This window comes from Kitasatospora sp. A2-31 (genome assembly GCF_022288725.1).
GTDB lineage: Bacteria > Actinomycetota > Actinomycetes > Streptomycetales > Streptomycetaceae > Kitasatospora.
Genome location: NZ_JAKNTA010000001.1, coordinates 195,753 through 212,625, shown reverse-complemented (window position 1 = coordinate 212,625; position 16,873 = coordinate 195,753). Strand labels below are relative to the sequence as shown.

The 16,873-nt window shown below is 73.0% G+C and carries 14 protein-coding genes and 1 pseudogene; 8 read left to right on the top strand and 7 right to left on the bottom strand.

The annotated features are described in order from the left end of the window. The 4 genes from MCM47_RS00985 to MCM47_RS00970 all read left to right on the top strand — a co-directional run. Positions 1-183: hypothetical protein (locus tag MCM47_RS00985; protein ID WP_238740009.1), on the top strand; the 183-nt coding region annotated here is incomplete at its 5' end. Between the two features lie 20 nt (positions 184-203). After that, a complete protein-coding gene (locus tag MCM47_RS00980; protein WP_238740008.1) occupies positions 204-1,346 on the top strand; it encodes an acyl-CoA dehydrogenase family protein in 1,143 nt (380 codons plus the stop codon). A gap of 105 nt (positions 1,347-1,451) precedes the next feature. Beyond that, positions 1,452-2,666 carry an acetyl-CoA C-acetyltransferase gene (locus MCM47_RS00975; RefSeq protein WP_238740007.1) on the top strand — a complete coding sequence of 405 codons (1,215 nt, stop codon included), beginning with the start codon at positions 1,452-1,454 and terminating at the stop codon, positions 2,664-2,666. A 49-nt stretch (positions 2,667-2,715) separates the two neighbouring features. Then, a complete protein-coding gene (locus MCM47_RS00970) occupies positions 2,716-4,887 on the top strand; it encodes a 3-hydroxyacyl-CoA dehydrogenase NAD-binding domain-containing protein (protein WP_238740006.1) in 2,172 nt (723 codons plus the stop codon). Here MCM47_RS00970 and MCM47_RS00965 read toward each other — a convergent pair. After that, a complete protein-coding gene (locus tag MCM47_RS00965; RefSeq protein ID WP_238740005.1) occupies positions 4,877-5,647 on the bottom strand; it encodes a MerR family transcriptional regulator in 771 nt (256 codons plus the stop codon). The two genes, MCM47_RS00970 and MCM47_RS00965, sit on opposite strands and share 11 nt — an antisense overlap. A gap of 426 nt (positions 5,648-6,073) precedes the next feature. Between MCM47_RS00965 and MCM47_RS00960 the strand changes: the two genes are divergently transcribed. Continuing rightward, positions 6,074-7,135, top strand: a complete 1,062-nt coding sequence (locus MCM47_RS00960) for an isopenicillin N synthase family oxygenase (RefSeq protein WP_238740004.1) — start codon at positions 6,074-6,076, stop codon at positions 7,133-7,135. 111 nt (positions 7,136-7,246) lie between these two features. Here the strand turns inward: MCM47_RS00960 and MCM47_RS00950 are convergent, their stop codons facing one another. Next, positions 7,247-8,257 (bottom strand): DUF2332 domain-containing protein, encoded by a 1,011-nt coding sequence (locus tag MCM47_RS00950; RefSeq protein ID WP_238740003.1) that lies wholly within the window; start codon positions 8,255-8,257, stop codon positions 7,247-7,249. A 113-nt stretch (positions 8,258-8,370) separates the two neighbouring features. Further along, positions 8,371-9,309, bottom strand: a complete 939-nt coding sequence (locus MCM47_RS00945; RefSeq protein WP_238740002.1) for an oxygenase MpaB family protein — start codon at positions 9,307-9,309, stop codon at positions 8,371-8,373. A 240-nt stretch (positions 9,310-9,549) separates the two neighbouring features. On the opposite strand from MCM47_RS00945, the gene MCM47_RS00940 reads away from it, so the two are divergent. Further along, on the top strand, positions 9,550-9,951 hold the full coding sequence (locus tag MCM47_RS00940) for a YciI family protein (RefSeq protein ID WP_238740001.1): 402 nt from the start codon (positions 9,550-9,552) through the stop codon (positions 9,949-9,951). Then, the gene (locus tag MCM47_RS00935; RefSeq protein WP_238740000.1) at positions 9,948-11,216 is read left to right on the top strand and encodes an RNA polymerase sigma factor; all 1,269 of its coding nucleotides are present in this window, start codon (positions 9,948-9,950) and stop codon (positions 11,214-11,216) included. Before MCM47_RS00940 ends, MCM47_RS00935 begins: the two co-directional genes overlap by 4 nt. Positions 11,217-11,248: 32 nt before the next feature. Here the strand turns inward: MCM47_RS00935 and MCM47_RS00930 are convergent, their stop codons facing one another. From MCM47_RS00930 to MCM47_RS00915, 4 genes are all read right to left on the bottom strand, one after another. After that, positions 11,249-11,674: a YjdF family protein gene (locus tag MCM47_RS00930; RefSeq protein WP_238739999.1), complete on the bottom strand. Its 426-nt coding sequence runs from the start codon at positions 11,672-11,674 to the stop codon at positions 11,249-11,251. 343 nt (positions 11,675-12,017) lie between these two features. Beyond that, positions 12,018-13,709, bottom strand: a complete 1,692-nt coding sequence (locus MCM47_RS00925; protein ID WP_238739998.1) for a hypothetical protein — start codon at positions 13,707-13,709, stop codon at positions 12,018-12,020. Positions 13,710-13,718: 9 nt separating this feature from the next. Further along, entirely contained in the window at positions 13,719-14,912 is a 1,194-nt protein-coding gene (locus tag MCM47_RS00920; protein ID WP_238739997.1) for a hypothetical protein, read from the bottom strand. After that, the gene (locus MCM47_RS00915) at positions 14,909-16,078 is read right to left on the bottom strand and encodes a hypothetical protein (RefSeq protein WP_238739996.1); all 1,170 of its coding nucleotides are present in this window, start codon (positions 16,076-16,078) and stop codon (positions 14,909-14,911) included. The genes MCM47_RS00920 and MCM47_RS00915 overlap by 4 nt, the downstream gene beginning before the upstream one ends. Before the next feature lie 431 nt (positions 16,079-16,509). On the opposite strand from MCM47_RS00915, the pseudogene MCM47_RS00910 reads away from it, so the two are divergent. Next, a pseudogene (locus tag MCM47_RS00910) lies at positions 16,510-16,873 on the top strand (hypothetical protein); the annotation flags it as partial.

Sequence of the window (16,873 nt, the reverse complement as noted above, 5' to 3'; positions counted from 1 at the left end):
GCCGAGGTCGCCCGCGACTGGGGCCTGCCGGCCCTGGCCCACCCGCCGGGCGCGCCCGCCGCCGCACCGGGCCCGGCTGCGCGGCCCGCCGCCGGGCCTGCCGCGCCTGCCGCGCCGCCCGCTGCCGGGCCCCTCCGGAACACCCCGCCCGCCCCGCCGTCCCCGGACGCCGCGGCCCGATAAGGCCCGACAAGGAGAGCGCCGTGCAACGCGACATCTACACCGAGGAGCACGAGGACTTCCGGGCGACCGTCCGGGCCTTCCTCGCCAAGGAGGTGCTGCCGCACTACGACCGCTGGGAGCGGGCCGGCATCGTGGACCGCTCGGCCTGGCTCGCGGCCGGCCGGCAGGGCCTGCTCGGGATCGCCGTCCCGGAGGAGTACGGCGGCGGTGGCAGTGCCGACTTCCGCTACGCGGCCGTGCTGGCCGAGGAGTTCGCCCGCGCCGGCGCCGCCGGCCTGGCGATCGGCCTGCACAACGACATCATCGGCCCGTACCTCACCTCGCTCGCCACCGAGGAGCAGAAGCGCCGCTGGCTGCCCGGCTTCTGCAGCGGGGAGCTGGTCACCGCCATCGCGATGACCGAGCCCGGCACCGGCTCCGACCTCCAGGGCATCCGCACCCACGCGGTCGACCGGGGCGACCACTACCTGCTCAACGGCGCCAAGACCTTCATCTCCAACGGCATCCTCTCCGACCTGGTGGTCGTGGTCGCCCGCACCACCCCCGAGGGCGGCGCGCGCGGGCTCAGCCTGCTGGTGGTCGAGCGCGGCATGCCCGGCTTCGAGCGCGGCCGCAACCTCGACAAGATCGGGCAGAAGGCCCAGGACACCGCCGAGCTCTTCTTCGAGGACGTCCGCGTCCCCAAGGAGAACCTGCTCGGCGAGGAGCACCAGGGCTTCGTGTACCTGATGCAGAACCTCGCCCAGGAGCGGCTCACCATCGCCGCCTCCGCGATCGCCGGCGCCGAGCACCTGGTGGAGCTCACCACCGGGTACGTCAAGCAGCGCGAGGCGTTCGGGCGGCCGCTCGCCAAGCTCCAGCACGTCCGCTTCGAGATCGCCGAGCTCGCCACCGAGTGCGCCGTCACCCGCGCCTTCGTGGACCGCTGCATCACCGAGCACAACCGCTACGCGCTCACCCCGGCGGACGCCTCGATGGCCAAGTGGTGGGCCACCGAGCTGCAGAAGCGCACCGCCGACCGCTGCCTCCAGCTCCACGGCGGCTACGGGTACATGGCCGAGTACCCGGTCGCCCGGGCGTTCACCGACGGCCGCATCCAGACCATCTACGGCGGGACCACCGAGATCATGAAGGAGATCGTCGGCCGCTCCCTCCTCGACTGACCGCTCCCGACCCGGCCCCGCCGGCACTCCCCGACCCGGCCCCACCGGCACTCCCACCAGGCCAGGCCCCGAACAACCGGGCCAGACCCCGAAAGGCTCTCCACCGTGACCACCGAAGCGTACGTCTACGACGCGATCCGCACCCCGCGCGGCCGGGGCAAGGCCACCGGCTCGCTGCACGGCACCAAGCCGATCGACCTGGTCGTCGGCCTGATCCACGAACTGCGCCGCCGCTTCCCGGACCTCGACCCGGCCGCGGTGGACGACATCGTGCTCGGCGTGGTCAGCCCGATCGGCGACCAGGGTTCCGACATCGCCCGGGTCGCCGCGATCGCGGCCGGCCTGCCCGACACGGTGGCCGGCGTCCAGGAGAACCGGTTCTGCGCCTCCGGCCTGGAGGCCGTCAACCTGGCCGCCGCCAAGGTCCGTTCGGGTTGGGAGGACCTCATCCTGGCCGGCGGCGTCGAGTCGATGTCCCGGGTGAAGATGGGCTCCGACGGCGGCGCCTGGTTCGCCGACCCGATGACCGCCTACGAGACCCACTTCATCCCGCAGGGCGTCGGCGCCGACCTGATCGCCACCGTCGAGGGCTTCAGCCGCACCGACGTGGACGCCTTCGCCGCCGAGTCCCAGGCCCGCGCCGCCAAGGCCCAGGCGGACGGCCTCTTCGACCGCTCGGTCGTGCCGGTCCTCGACCGCAACGGCCTGGTGGTGCTGGACCGCGACGAGTTCATCCGCCCCGGCACCACCGTGGAGAGCCTGGCCGGCCTCAAGCCCTCCTTCGCCGCCATCGGCGACGCGGGCGGCTTCGACGCCGTCGCCCTGCAGAAGTACCACTGGGTCGAGGAGATCGACCACGTCCACCACGCCGGCAACTCCTCCGGGATCGTGGACGGCGCGGCCCTGGTCGCCATCGGCAACCGCGGGATCGGCGAGCGCTACGGCCTGCGCCCGCGCGCCCGGATCGTCTCCGCGGCGGTGTCCGGCTCCGAGCCCACCATCATGCTGACCGGCCCGGCCCCCGCCACCCGCAAGGCGCTCGCCAAGGCCGGGCTGACGGCCGCCGACATCGACCTGGTCGAGATCAACGAGGCCTTCGCCGCCGTCGTCCTCCGGTTCGTCCGCGAGATGGGCTTCCGGCCCGACCAGGTCAACGTCAACGGCGGCGCGATCGCCCTCGGCCACCCGCTCGGCGCGACCGGCGCGATGATCCTCGGCACCCTGATCGACGAGCTGGAGCGGCGCGACCTGCGGTACGGCCTGGCCACCCTCTGCGTCGGCGGCGGCATGGGCATCGCCACCGTCGTCGAACGCATCTGATCCCGCCCCGGCACCTCCCTCCCCGGCCCCTTCTGGAGACCCGAACCTCATGAGCGACACCACCACCATCCGCTGGGAGCAGGACCAGGACGGCGTGGTCACCCTCGTCCTCGACGACCCCACCCAGTCCGTCAACACCATGAACGAGGCCTTCACGGCCGACTTCGAGGCCACCGTGGAGCGGCTGGCCGGCCTCGGCGACGAGCTGCGGGGCGTGGTCGTCACCTCGGCGAAGAAGACCTTCTTCGCCGGCGGCGACCTGCGGATGCTCTCGGCCGCCCGGCCCGAGGACGCCGCCGCCGTCTTCGAGAAGTCGATGCGGATCAAGCGCGCCCTGCGCACGCTGGAGACCCTCGGCAAGCCCGTGGTCGCCGCCCTCAACGGCAGCGCGCTCGGCGGAGGCCTGGAGATCGCGCTCGCCTGCCACCACCGGATCGCCCTGGACACCCCGGCCAGCCGGATCGGCCTGCCCGAGGTCACCCTCGGCCTGCTGCCGGGCGGCGGCGGCGTGGTCCGCACCGTCCGGCTCTTCGGCATCACCGACGCCCTGCTGAAGGTGCTCCTCCAGGGCCGCCAGTACCGGCCGGCCCAGGCACTCGAGCACGGCCTGGTGCACGAGCTGGTCGACACCCCCGAGGAGCTGACCGCCCGGGCCCGGGCCTGGATCGGGGCCAACCCGACCGCCGTCCAGCCCTGGGACGTCAAGGGCTACCGGATCCCGGGCGGCACCCCGGCCACTCCGGCGTTCGCGGCCAACCTGCCCGCCTTCCCGGCCAACCTGCGCAAGCAGCTGGCCGGCGCCCCCTACCCGGCACCGCGCAACGTGCTCGCGGCCGCGGTGGAGAGCGCCCAGGTCGACGTCGACACCGCGATGGTGATCGAGGCCCGCTACTTCACCGAGCTGGCCTGCGGGCAGACCAGCAAGAACATGATCCAGGCGCTCTTCTTCGACATGCAGGCGGTCAACTCCGGTGCCGGGCGCCCGAAGGAGATCGAGAAGCGGGCGGTCCGCCGGGTCGCCGTGCTCGGCGCCGGGATGATGGGCGCGGGCATCGCCTACACCTGCGCCAGGGCGGGCATCGAGGTGGTGCTCAAGGACGTCACCGCCGAGGCCGCCGAGCGCGGCAAGGCCTACTCCGCCGGGCTGCTGGACAAGGCGGTGGCGCGGGGCCGCTCCACCGAGGCGCAGCGCGACGAACTGCTGGCCCGGATCACCCCCACCGCCGAGCCCGCCGACCTGGCCGGGTGCGACGCGGTGATCGAGGCCGTCTTCGAGAACCCCGAGCTCAAGCAGAAGGTGTTCCAGGAGGTCCAGGGCGTGGTGGCGCCGGACGCGCTGCTCTGCTCCAACACCTCCACCCTGCCGATCGGCCTGCTCGCCGAGGGCGTCGAGCGCACCGCCGACTTCATCGGCCTGCACTTCTTCTCGCCGGTGGACAAGATGCGGCTGGTGGAGATCATCCGCGGCCCGCAGACCGGTGACGAGGCGCTGGCCCGGGCCTTCGACCTGGTCCGCCAGATCGACCGCACCCCGATCGTGGTGAACGACTCCCGGGGCTTCTTCACCTCCCGGGTGATCGGCCAGTTCATCAACGAGGGCGTGGCGATGGTCGGCGAGGGCGTCGACCCGGCCAGCGTCGAGCAGGCCGCCGCCCAGGCCGGCTACCCGGCCAAGGTGCTCTCGCTGCTCGACGAGCTGACGCTCACCCTGCCGCGCAAGATCCGCAACGAGTACCGGCGCGCGGCCGAGTCGGCCGGCGGGACCTGGACCGCCCACCCGGCCGACGCGGTGGTGGACCGGATGGTCGACGAGTTCGGCCGCCCCGGCCGCAGCGGCGGCGCCGGCTTCTACGAGTACGGCGAGGACGGCCGGCGCGGTCGGCTCTGGCCGGGCCTGCGCGAGCACTTCACCCGGTCCGACCTCGACGTCCCGTTCGAGGACCTCAAGGAGCGGATGCTGTTCAGCGAGGCGCTGGACTCGGTCCGCTGCCTGGAGGAGGGGGTGCTGACCTCGGTCGCCGACGGCAACGTCGGCTCCATCCTCGGCATCGGCTTCCCGGCCTGGACCGGCGGCGTCTTCCAGTACGTCAACGGCTACCCGGGTGGCCCGGCCGGCTTCGCGGCCCGCGCCCGCGAGCTCGCCGCCGCCTACGGCGAGCGGTTCGCGCCGCCCGCGATGCTGGAGCGGATCGCCGCCGAGGGGCGGACCTTCAAGGACTGACGTTACGTCGGTCCTCCGGTGTGCTGGGCGAGTCCGTGCCGCGGGCGGCCTCGCCCAGCTCCTCCCGGAGCGAGCGCTGGAACGCCGTCACCAGCGCCTGCGCCACCATCGGCTGGATGTGGCCGGCCAGGTCCTTCATCCGGGCCAGCTCGGCCGGCTCCGGCTCGCTCTCCCGGTAGGGCCGCCACACCGTCTCGCGGAACAGCCGGTGCAGCTCGTGCGCCGTCGCCCGGCTGTGCTCCAGCAGCACGGCCCGCGCCGCCAGCAGCGTCTCCAGCGGGATCGGCACGTCGAGGATCCGCGCCCCGAGCGGCAGCAGCCCCGGGTCCACCCGGAACGCCTCCGGATCCGCCGTGCGTTCCAGGGCGCCCATCGCGGCCAGCCGGTCCAGCTGCTCCTCGGACAGTGCCCGGCCGACCCGCCGCTCCAGCTGGGCGCGGTCCACCGCCTCCGGCGCCTCCGGCGTCCAGGACGCGACCAGCGCCCGGTGGATCGCCAGGTCCATCGGGGTGCTGTCCTGCGGGAGGCGGGCCAGGTAGCGCTCGATGGCCGCCAGGGTGAGCCCCTGGCGCTGCAGCTCCTCGATCAGCCCGAGCCGGTCCAGGTGGGCGGCCCCGTAGAGGCCGACCCGGCGCGGGCCCAGCTCCGGCGGCGGCAGCAGGCCCTTCGTCCCGTAGAAGCGCACCGTGCGGACGGTCACCCCGGCCCGTGCGGCCAGCTCGTCCACGGTGAGCCGGACCTCCGCCGCCACTTCCGACATCCGTGCCGCCCTCCGCGCCCGTCGCACCCGTGCTGTGACAGCAGCAGTGTGACAGTGCGCGGGGACGCCGGTCCACCCGTGGCGGGCGGCCTGCCCGGGGGTGCGGCCGGGTGCGTCAGGGCGTCGACGCCCACTCGTATGACCTGCTCACGACAATTCATCCCCCACCGGGGGTCCGTGCCGGTACGACCGTCATCTAGGCTGGTGACGTGCTCATCCTTGTTCGCCGCCGCCACGTGGACCTGCTCCGCGTGACGAGCATGTCCTGTCGACGCTCTGGCTGAACCTCGCGCCCTCACCCTCATGCGCGGCCCCGCCAGGCCGCGTTCCCCCTCCCGACCCCGGGCACCCGCCGCACCAGGCGCGGCCCCGGCGCCACCGGTCACCACCGGAACCGGTCGGGACGAGACCCAGCGGATGTCACCCATGACGCAGCAGCAGTCCACCTCCAGCACCCCCACCGCCGCGCCGACCGCCTCCCCGGGCACCCTGCCGGTGATCGACCTCTCGCTCGCCGACGGCAGCCCCGACGACCGGCGCCGCCTGCACGACGAGCTGCGGGCCGCGGCCACCGGCGTCGGCTTCTTCCAGCTCGTCGGCCACGGCGTCACCCCGGCCGAGACGGCCGCGCTCACCGACGCGATGCGGGCCTTCTTCGCCCTCCCGGAGGCCGACCGGCTCGCCGTGAGCAACCTCAACTCCCCGCACTACCGCGGCTACACCCGCACCGGCGACGAGCGCACCGGTGGCAGCCAGGACTGGCGCGACCAGCTCGACATCGGTGCCGAGCTGCCCCCGCACGTCCCGGCCGGGGGCGAGCCGCCGTACTGGTGGCTGGAGGGCCCGAACCAGTGGCCCGCGGCGCTGCCGGAGCTGCGGACCGCCGCGCTCGGCTGGATCGACCGCCTCGGCGGCGTCGCCGCGCGGCTGCTGCACGAGCTCCTGGCCGCCATCGGGGCCCGTCCCGACTTCTACGACTACGCCTTCGCCGGCCACCCGCACCTGCGGCTGAAGCTGGTCCGCTACCCGGGCACCGCTCCGGACGGCGCGGGCCAGGGCGTCGGCGCGCACAAGGACTACGGTTTCATCACCCTCCTGCTCCAGGACACCGTCGGCGGCCTCCAGGTGGAGCGCCCCGACGGCGGCTTCCTGGAGGTGCCGCCGATGGAGGGGGCCTTCGTGGTCAACCTCGGCGAGCTGCTGGAGGTCGCCACCGACGGCTACCTCAAGGCCACCAGCCACCGCGTGGTCAGCCCGCCCGGTGCCCGCGAGCGCTTCTCCGTCCCGTTCTTCTACAACCCGCGGCTCGACGCGCACATCGAGCCGCTGGACTTCCCCTTCGCCCACCACGCCCCCGGCGCCACCGAGGACCCGGCCAACCCGCTCTTCGCGGAATTCGGTCTGAACGAGTGGAAGGGCTACACCCGGGCCCACCCCGAGGTCACCCGCCGCCACCACCCCGAGCTGGTCGACTCCGGCTCCCGCTGACGCGCGGCCCCGGCGTCCCGCCGTCCACCGACACCGGCCCGGTGGGCGGCGGGGCACCGTCCGGGCGGGCGGCGGCGCGACCCCGGGAGGGCCGCCCGGCCCGCCGGGGGGTCAGTCCTCGGCCGACCCGCCGGGGCCGCCGAACCAGTCCAGCGACTGTCCGTGCGGGCCGGTCAGGGCCACCGGCTCACCGTCCAGGGCGAGTACGAACACCGTCCGGTCGGCCGGCACCTGCCCGGGACGCAGCCGGCCGGCCACCTCGGGCAGCACGGTGGGCGCCTCGTTGGAGATCCAGTGGCCGGGCAGGGCGCGCACGGTCGTGGCGAACCGCTCCACGCCGTCCGGCTCCAGGTAGCTGAGCACCGCGCTGTGGAACACCACCGGCGTCGCCCCCGCGGGCGCCCGCGCCACGAGGCCGCGGACCGCCTCGTTGAGGTCGCCGCGGACCAGCTCCGGCGGCTCGGCGCGAGCGACCTGGACGGCGCCGCGCAGCCGCTCCAGCCGCCGGGTCTGCTCCGGCCAGACCAGGGACTCCAGCCAGCGCACGTCGTCCTCGTCCCGGACGTCCAGCGGATCGAGATCGATGCCCGCCCGCCAGGCCACCTCCGGCAGCCGGTCCGGGAGCGGCACGGGACCGCTGGTGGCGCAGTCCAGCACCACCGGGCTCCGGGGGTCGCCGAATTCCGCGCCGCCGTCGTACCGGTAGCGGTACCGGTCGGGATGGAGGCAGAGCCCCGCCGACGCGCCCACCTCGATCAGGGCGAGCGGCTGCGGCAGGGCCGCCAGCAGCGGCAGGAGGGTCGCGCAGCGCCCGGGCTCGTTGGTCTGCGTCCGGCGCGCCAGGACCGTGGCGCGGACCCGGTCCCAGTGCCCCGACACCCAGGCGCGGAAAGCCGGGTAGCCGCCGCCGGTCGGCCCGCCGAGGTGGCGGACGGCGCCGAACAGCAGGTTGGGCTGCTGCTTGCCGGCCGGAAGCCCGCCCACCAGCTCCATCAACCCGGCGTCCGCGGAAGCCCGTGCAGCGAGCTCCCGGTAGCTCGGGGAATGCCCCCGGGCCTCCCGTTCCGCGAACGCCGCGTACAGCTCGCGCGCCCCCGGCGCCCCGCCCCCGGTCCCGGTCATGACCACCGCCCCCTCGATCCGTTCGTACCGGACGATTCTGGCACCGCCGTGCCGCGGGCGTGGGGCGATCGGCCGCCCCGGCCGGGCACGTGGCCGCGCGGCGGGCCGGGGTGTCAGTCCTCGGCGGGCGCCTCGGGGCGGGCCTCCGGCCGGGCCGCGGCGTGCGGGAAGGGGCAGCCGGACGGCTTCGGCGCACCGCCGTCCTCGAAGGTGCCCAGGTCGCCGATCCGGTAGCCGTACGGGTAACCGGGGTAGCTGCGGACCTGCCGGCCGTCCCGCGCCAGGTGCGGTCGGCGGCGCGGTGGCAGCAGGCGGACGAGGCGCCCGCGCATCCGCATGCCGGCGCGGACGGCGCGCCGCAGCGCGGCCGGGGGCGCGGGGTAGCCGAAGGCCTCGCGCAGCGGGTCGTCGAGCAGGCAGAGGGAGGAGGTGCGCATCGCGGGGCGCACCGGGGTGGGGTACCAGGAGGCCATCAGGCCGAGGGTGGCGTCCGAGACGTCGCGGCCGCCCTCGTCGAAGCCGAAGTGGGCGCGCTCGTAGTCGTCGAGCAGCCGCTCGAACTCCTCGAAGGTCCCCGGGATGCCGCTCAGGCCCATGTGGCGGCCGAGCTCCCGGTAGTAGTTGGTGGTGGCCCGGACCTCGTGCGGCGAGTAGGGGCGCCAGCCGTAGTCGTCCAGCCAGCGCTTGGGGACCACGACGAAGGTGGCCAGGACGTACAGGAAGTCGTCGTTGGAGATGTCGTAGCGGCGGTGCATCTGGTTCATCCGCCGGATCGCCTCCCGGCCCTGCTCGGAGGCGAAGCCGTGCTCGATCACGGCCTCCAGGATCAGCACCGTGTCGTCGTACCGCTTCTGCGCGCGCAGCGTGAACTCGCCGGTCCGGGCGAGCAGCCGGCCGATGCTGGGCACCGCGTAGGTGCGGTAGAGCGCGAAGCCGAGCGACTGGGTGGTGTCCCAGGGGAACTCGTACCAGCTGCTGATCCGGTAGATCTCGGTGAACTCGGTCTCCGGGTCCAGGCGCTGAATCCGCTTCAGCCAGTCGTATCGCTGCACAGGCCGACCTTAGGGGCAGGTCAGGGGCCGGTCAACGCGGTCCGCAGGGCGCGGCCGGGGGCGGCCGGGACCGGCGAGGGCGGTCGGGCCGGGGCGTCGGTGCGCGGGCGCCGCCGGGATCCCGCTAACTTTCTCGAAGATTCCCCGCCGAGGACGTCGAAATCGCGGGGCGTGCTTCTACCTACCCGTGAGAGGCGCCCCACCGGGTGCCCCCGACGAGACGAGAAGAGGCGCAGGACCATGAAGTACATGCTGCTGATGCAGTTCAGCGAGGCCGGTACCGACTTCCCCCCGATCGACGAGTGGAAGCCCGAGGAGATCGAGGCGCACATCCGCTTCATGAAGGACACCAACACCGAGCTCGCCGCGGCGGGGGAGCTGGTGGACGCCCAGGGGCTGGCGATGCCGGAGACCGCCCGGATCGTCCGGTCGCACAGCGGCGGCGCGCCGGTGGTCACCGAGGGGCCGTTCCCGGAGACCAAGGAGTGGGTGGCCGGCTGGTGGATCGTGGACTGCGACCGGGACGAGCGCGCGGTCGAGATCGCCGCGGCCGTCTCCGCCGCGCCCGGCCCGGGCGGGGCGCCGCTGAACATGCCGATCGAGGTGCGCCAGGTGATGTCGGCGCCGCCCACCGAGCAGTGACCGCACCCGCCGAGCGGATCGACGACCTGCTGCGCGCCCTCGCGCCGCAGGTCGTCGGCGTGCTCACCCGCCGCTACGGGGACTTCGGCACCGCCGAGGACGCCGTCCAGGAGGCGCTGCTGGACGCCGCCCGCCAGTGGCCGGAGGAGGGGCTGCCGCGCAACCCGCGGGGGTGGCTGATCCAGGTCGCGGTGCGCCGGATGACCGAGCAGGTCCGCAGCGAGCAGGCCCGCCGCCGGCGCGAGGACCTCGTGGCCGGGCAGCTGCCGGCCGACCGGCGCACCGCGGCGCCCGCCGACGAGGACGACCCCGCGGGGCGCGACGACACCCTCGCCCTGCTCTTCCTCTGCTGCCACCCCGCCCTCTCGCCCGCCTCGGCGATCGCGCTCACCCTCCGCTCGGTGGGCGGGCTGACCACCGGGGAGATCGCCCGCGCGTTCATGGTCCCGGAGGCGACCATGGGCCAGCGGATCAGCCGGGCCAAGCAGCGGATCAAGTCCTCCGGCGTGCCGTTCCGGATGCCCGACGCCGCCGAGTGGCCGGCCCGACTGGACGCCGTGCTGCACGTCCTCTACCTGATCTTCAACGAGGGCTACGCCGGCAGCGCGGGCCCGGAGCTGCGGCGCGTCGAGCTCTCCCGGGAGGCGATCCGGCTCACCCGCGCCGTCCGCGCCCAGCTCCCCGACGACAGCGAGGTGGCCGGGCTGCTCGCGCTGATGCTGCTCAACGAGGCCCGCGGACCGGCCCGGACCGGCCCGGACGGCGAGCTCGTCCCGCTGGCCGAGCAGGACCGCGGCCGCTGGGACGCCGCCGCGATCGCCGAGGGCGTCGCGTTGATCACGGCCGCCCTGCCGCGCGGACCGGTCGGGCCGTACCAGGTGCAGGCGGCCATCGCGGCCGTCCACGACGAGGCCCCGACCGCGGAGGAGACCGACTGGCCGCAGATCCTCGCCCTGTACGGGGTGCTGGCCCGGATCTCCGACAATCCGCTGATCACCCTGAACCGGGCGGTGGCGACCGCCATGGTGGACGGCCCGGCCGCCGGGCTGGCGCTGCTCGCCGACGTCCCCCCGGGCCTGGCCGACCACCACCGGCTGTACGCGGTCCGCGCCCACCTGCACGAGCTGGCGGGGGAGCGGGAGGCCGCCGTCGCCGACTACCGGGCCGCCGCCCGCCGCACCGCCAGCCTGCCCGAGCGCCACCACCTCAGCCTGCGCGCCGCCCGGCTGACGGCCGCCGCCGGCAGCACCCCGCCGCCCGCCTGACGGCGGCGGGGCCCCGCCCCGCCGCCGGGGGGCTACCGGCCCCGGTGCCGCTCCCGGGCCTGACGCCGGGACAGTTCCCGCCGCTCGCGGGCGGTGTCGGCGGCACGCCGCTTGGCCGCCGCGCGGTTCAGGTGACCGGCCGCCTCGTGCGCCCGCGCCAGCGCCTCCTCGGCCGCGCTGCTCAGCGGCCGGGCCGCCTGCTCCTTCGCGGCCTGCCGGGCGAGCCGCTTGGGGTTCACCGCCCGCTGTCGGGCCCGCCGCTCGACGGCCACCGCGGGTGCGGCGAACGCGGCGTCCAGCAGCCGGCCGAAGTCCCGGCGGACGAAGTCCAGCAACTCCGCGTTGCCGGGTTCGGCGCCGAAGACATGGCGTGCCGCGCGTACTCCGCCGGGTGCTGAGACTTCCAGCACCCCGACCCAGAACGGGTCGTCGAAGAACACGCTGAACGTGCTCGGCATGGTGCGTCCTCCCATGGTCGTGCCACGCCCCGCGCGCGGTTTGCGCGCCGGGAGGAACGCGCCGGACACCCTGGGAGGGAGGTTACTGACCGCCGGCTCGGGGCCGGCGGCGTCCGGACTACCGACCGGACCGTGTTTTCGCGCGCTCGCCCCCGATCGTACGGGCCCCCCACCGGCCGACTCCATACATTTCCCCGCCGCGCAGACGGTCCGCACCTGTAGCGGGGCGGGCGCGGCGCAGAGGTCTTGAACCAGCGGAGTTCTAGTGATCTGACTGAGAGTCGAACAGGGCACTGAGGCCGGCCGGCTTGCCTCCGACTCGGCTGTCGGGCCGGCCCTGCTCTCAGCCCGTCCCCGTTTGGCGTCCGTCCCGGGCGTGGAGGCCCACCACCCAGGCAGTCCCGGCGGAGACCGCCGCCCGGGGGGCGGCACTAGGTCGTTCATGCCCACCGGCAGCGAGGTCTGCGCGCCGCAGCGCGGTTACCGCGCCGAGGACATCGGCTGCGAGGTTGGCGGCGAACGTGTTGGTGTCGCCGACTGCCGATGCCAGTGCGTGCTCCACGGACTCGGCGCGGTCGACGGTGGGCACATGCATCCGCAGCCGGCCGCGGGCTCCTTCCAACGCCGCTCCCACCTGCTGGTACGCGCTTTGGCCGGGTTCGTTCCGTAGCGCCGACGCGGTCGAGCGGTCCATCGTCGTCTGGGCCACCGCGAGCCCGGCGGCCCAGGCGAAGACATGGCGCTCAGCCTGCTGCAGAGACTCTCCGAGGAGGGCACTCAGGCGCGTCACTTCGCGCGCGGTTCCGGCCAGCGAGAGGCGGGATGCCAGCTTCAGACAGTCCTCCAGCTGCGAGTGGAGGCCGACGAGGACGGGGTGGGAGGCAGGTTGCCGGGACCACAGGGAGAGGAGTTCGAGGAGGTCACCGACCGAGCCGGCGATCGGGCACGACCACGGGGCCGGGTCGACCTCCTCGGCGAGCGGCACGGCATGCCAGGGCCGCTCGCCGAGAACCGGCGTACTTTGCGGGGAGTCCGAGAACTCGCCCCAGAAGGTGGTCAAGACCGTTCCGGTCTGGGAGCCGATTGCATACGACAGCACAGTCTGCCGGGCACCGGCGTCAGCTTCGGAGATCAGGTCGAGATTGTCGTTGAGCAGTTGCATCCCGCGGGTGATCACCGGAAGGCCGCACGCAACCGCGGCCTCCAAGCGTTCGGCGATCTCCTCATCATGGTCACCGTGACTCCGGAGCAGCGCGCCGGCGCGAACTACCTGGGCGTCTGCCGACCACTCGTAGCAGTCGACGAGTTGCTTCGCCCAGGAGGCCAGCCGGTCGTCGTAAGTGTCGAGCAGGTAGTAGCCGAGCGCGAGATCGAGCAGGACGGGACGGGACCACGCCCCGATCGAGTCCCCGCCGTCGAGAGCTTCGGCCGCCGCAGCCCCGGCTCCCGACAGGTCGCCCCGGCGCAGGCAGTCGAGCAGTGTCGCGGCGCGCCCCGGCTCGGGTTGCAGACGGTCCCCGGTGACCCAGAGCGGCGTTTCGTCCGGGAGCAGGACGAAACTGGCCGGACCTCCCGTGGGGCTGACCTGGATCAGGTTGGTGGACTTCCCGGGGCCGCCGGTCAGCAGGGTGCCAGTGGCGTGTTGCTGGGCGATGGGCTGGAAGCCCGGTACGAACTCGCCCACCTCAACGTCCCAAGTCCAGCCGGCCGCCCACGGAGTTCCGGGGAACCGTCGCCCGCCCGGTACGGCCGGCGGCCGCAGACGGGGCAGGACGGTGAGCGGCAGTGGTGTCCAGACGCTCCGGCCGTCCGCTTCGGCGTAGCCGTGGAGCCGTTCCCCGCTGGTCAGCCTGCCGCGGACGCTGTAGCCGACCTCTGCGGGCAGCTTCACTCGAACCGGTACTCCGCTCTTCACCACCGCATTGGTCCGCGCGCCTGTCCCGTCGGCGGTGATCTCGGCCGTGCCGACCACCGTGCAGGCATCGACTCCGGGCAGTTCGAGCAGCAGTTCTGGACCGGTCGTCTTGGCGCTCACTTGCTTGGCTCACCCGCCCTTCGGGTTCGAGGGCAGAGCGTCGAACTCGATGGAGGCCGTGGTGTTGGCAGGCTCGATCGACACGGCCTTCAAGGTCACCGGCTCGTGGATCCCGTCATTCCAGTTCGCCGTGATTCTGTACGAGGATGCCTCGGTCTCGGCTTCCCAAACGCCGGGCTGTGGTTGCGGGTGCAGGGCATTGCTCAGGAGGCATTCAAGCTCCCAGTCCGCGTCGGAACGTGCCGAATGGGGACGACATTCGAGGCGGAACGGCACCATCGGGTTGCCCGGGCACCGGCGTAGGAGCGTGTCGCGGCCGTAGTCGCCAGGTGTCTGAGTGAGGTCGTCCCCGGCGCCCAGGTGCGGCCAGAACCAGTCGAGCACCTCGGCCATCCTCGGAGGCAGATCTCTGCTCCGGATCTCCCACGTGTTGTTCTTGGAGGTAGCCCCGAGTCCATCGAGTGTCTTCATCAGCGCGTCCGCGAACCGGGTGACTCTTCTCGCCGGGACTTCGCTCTTGAAACCGTTGGGAGTCGGTCGCAGGACCAGGTTGTTCGGTGTCGTCTCCCGGCGCTTCAGACGGCGTCTGGCTTCCTGGCGGTTGTCGTCGAGCAGATCCTCCGGGCGGATCTCCATGGCGGGGAGCTCATCGGGCTCGTTCGAACAGATGTCGAGGAAGAAGTGCTGGGTCAGGGCGTTGCACGTCTGCATCGACTGCCGGGTCCGGTTGAAGTCGATCACATGGCGCTGCCACTGGTTGATCTGCGCCGCGAAGTCCTCAACCAGCAGGTAGGAGCCGCCCCAGCCGTGCCCGCAGAAATACAGCAACGCTATGTTCCCCGGGTGTTGGTCGCACCTGTCCACCCACTCGCGCCAGGCGGTTCGGACGTTGTCATAGAGGGCCCGCTTCGGCGAGGGTTGAGGCAGATCGGCTGGCCAGCAGTCGGCGGAGTCCGATGACAGGAGGACCTCGATCGTGCCGAGCTTGACGGTGCTCGCGGTCCAGTCCATCTCCATCAGCCGGCGGGCCACATGGATCGCCGAGAGCGGCGCGCAAGTCAGGGGCGATCCAAGCTCTTTGAGTAACTTCCGCCCCGGTGCGCCTTGCGGCGTCGACCTGCCGCAATTCTGGTACACCCCGACGCCGATCACCAGAGCGTGGATGCAGGGGTCGGAGACGCCCGTGATCATGTGGGCAGTCATGTCGTCGCCGCCTTCACGCGCTTCGCCAGCCGGGCGTGGAAGTTGGGCTGCTTGAAGTAGGCCGAGTGCGCCCAGAGCGCTCCGGACTCGTACCGGACGTCCTGGACCCCCTCGAAGACCGGTTCGGCGGAGTAGCTGAGCATGTCACTGCGATCGACCACGTTGATCCAGGTTCGGACGTTCTCACGTGCCGGGACGCGTCCGTGGCCGGGTTTGGGCAGGTCCCTCGGCACACCGGGGAAGGCGGAGAACTCGGCGAACAGACCGGGTTGCGAGCCCACCGTGACCAGGACGTCGATCTGCAACTCCGGGGCGAAATAGCTGGCGATGTCGTAGACGATGTTGCCGCCCATACTGTGAGCCACGACCACCAGCGGTTCCCTGTCCGGGGCCGCGTCGGCGGCCTGCTGCAGGTCGTGGAGCACGATGCTGACGATCTCCCCGGGGCAATCGCGGGTGCCGCGCAGCGTGAGGTACGCGAAGACATCGCCCAGGTAGTCGTGTACGACAGGATCGGTGAGGCGGCGCAGGCCGTCGGCTACCAGTCGAGTGGGACGCGCGCCCAAGGCGCTGTTCATGGTCTCGGCAGCCTCCAGGAGCCGCTTGCGGGCCCCTTCCAACGGGCCTCCGCCGCCCAATGTCTCCAGTTCGGGATCGGAGCGCTGGGCGGTCTCCACGAAGGCCGTGATCAGATCGAGGTCATCGCCCACGTCCTCCCAGAAGAGTTCGTCGGGGTCGTTCTCGCAATACGAGGCCAGCGGGACCGCAAGGGCGGCCAGTTCGTTCAGCTCCTCGCCGTCACAAGCCTCCAGATCGAGTGCGCTGTACAGCAGGTCCACGGCATCCGCAACGCTCTCGCGAGCGGTGTCCAGGACGACGTTCTCCGTCCAACCGGTCGCGGGCGGATCGGCCGCGGCCAGTTCCTGGAGAAGAGACGCCTCCCCCGAGGACCCCAGGTACTCGGCGGCGTCGGGGTGGCATACCCTCCCCCATCTCGGCAGGGCCCCCACCCGTCCCCACCACGGGAAGAGCGGCATCCCCTGCTCGGGGTCGGCGCCGATCGCCGGTAATAGGAAGTCGGCGAAGAAGCGGCGCCGGAACGACGCGTCCAGCTCGAACTGTTGCTCGTCATGGTTGCCCACTCCGTGGACGAAGACGATCGGCATCGGAACCACCGCCTGGGGGTTGCCGGGCCCTCCCTTCGTCTATCTTCCCTCCGGCTCGTGGCCTGTGAACAGCCGGTGGGCGCCCAAACTGAGGGCTGCGTGGTGGTGCCAGTCCGGACGAAGGCGGTCCGCATCGAGGGGATGGGCCGATCACGTTCGAGCGATGAGTCATAACCGGCGCGGTCCCGGGTCGTCACGGCGGATACCAGCCCGCGAAGCTCTCGTCGCCCCTTTCGGCGGCGGAACGGGCGCACCGGCACCCCTCGCTCGAACACGCAGTCCCACCCGCTCAGGCGCCGGTGGGACGAACCTGCCGGTAGCCGAGATGCAGTGAGAACGCGCCTTCGCCGAGGCGCGGCACACGGAGCGTGACGGGTGGGGTGGAGGTGTCGGACTTGAATCTTTGCGAACGGATGTTCGATCCTGGGGGTGTGCCCGTTTTCGAATCCGTTTTCGAATCCACCGCCGAGCGGCAGCCGCTCCGCCCGGTGGTGTCGGCGGCTGCGCTCGGCGGCGGGGAGGGGAGCGGGGGCCGCGGGCTGCTGCCGGTGCTGCCGGCGCTGGGGGAGGTGCTGCCGGAGGGCGGGCTGCGGCGGGGGACGGCGGTGTCCGTCGGGGGCGCGGACCTCGGGCTGCTGCTGGCTCTGGCCGCCGGGGTGCGGGAGTCGGACGGCGGGTGGGCGGCGGCCGTCGGGCTGCCGGAGCTGGGACTGGCCGCGGCCGCCGGGTACGGGCTGGACCTGCGGCGGCTGCTGGTGGCGGACGACCCCGGGCCGCACTGGGCCGAGGTGGTGT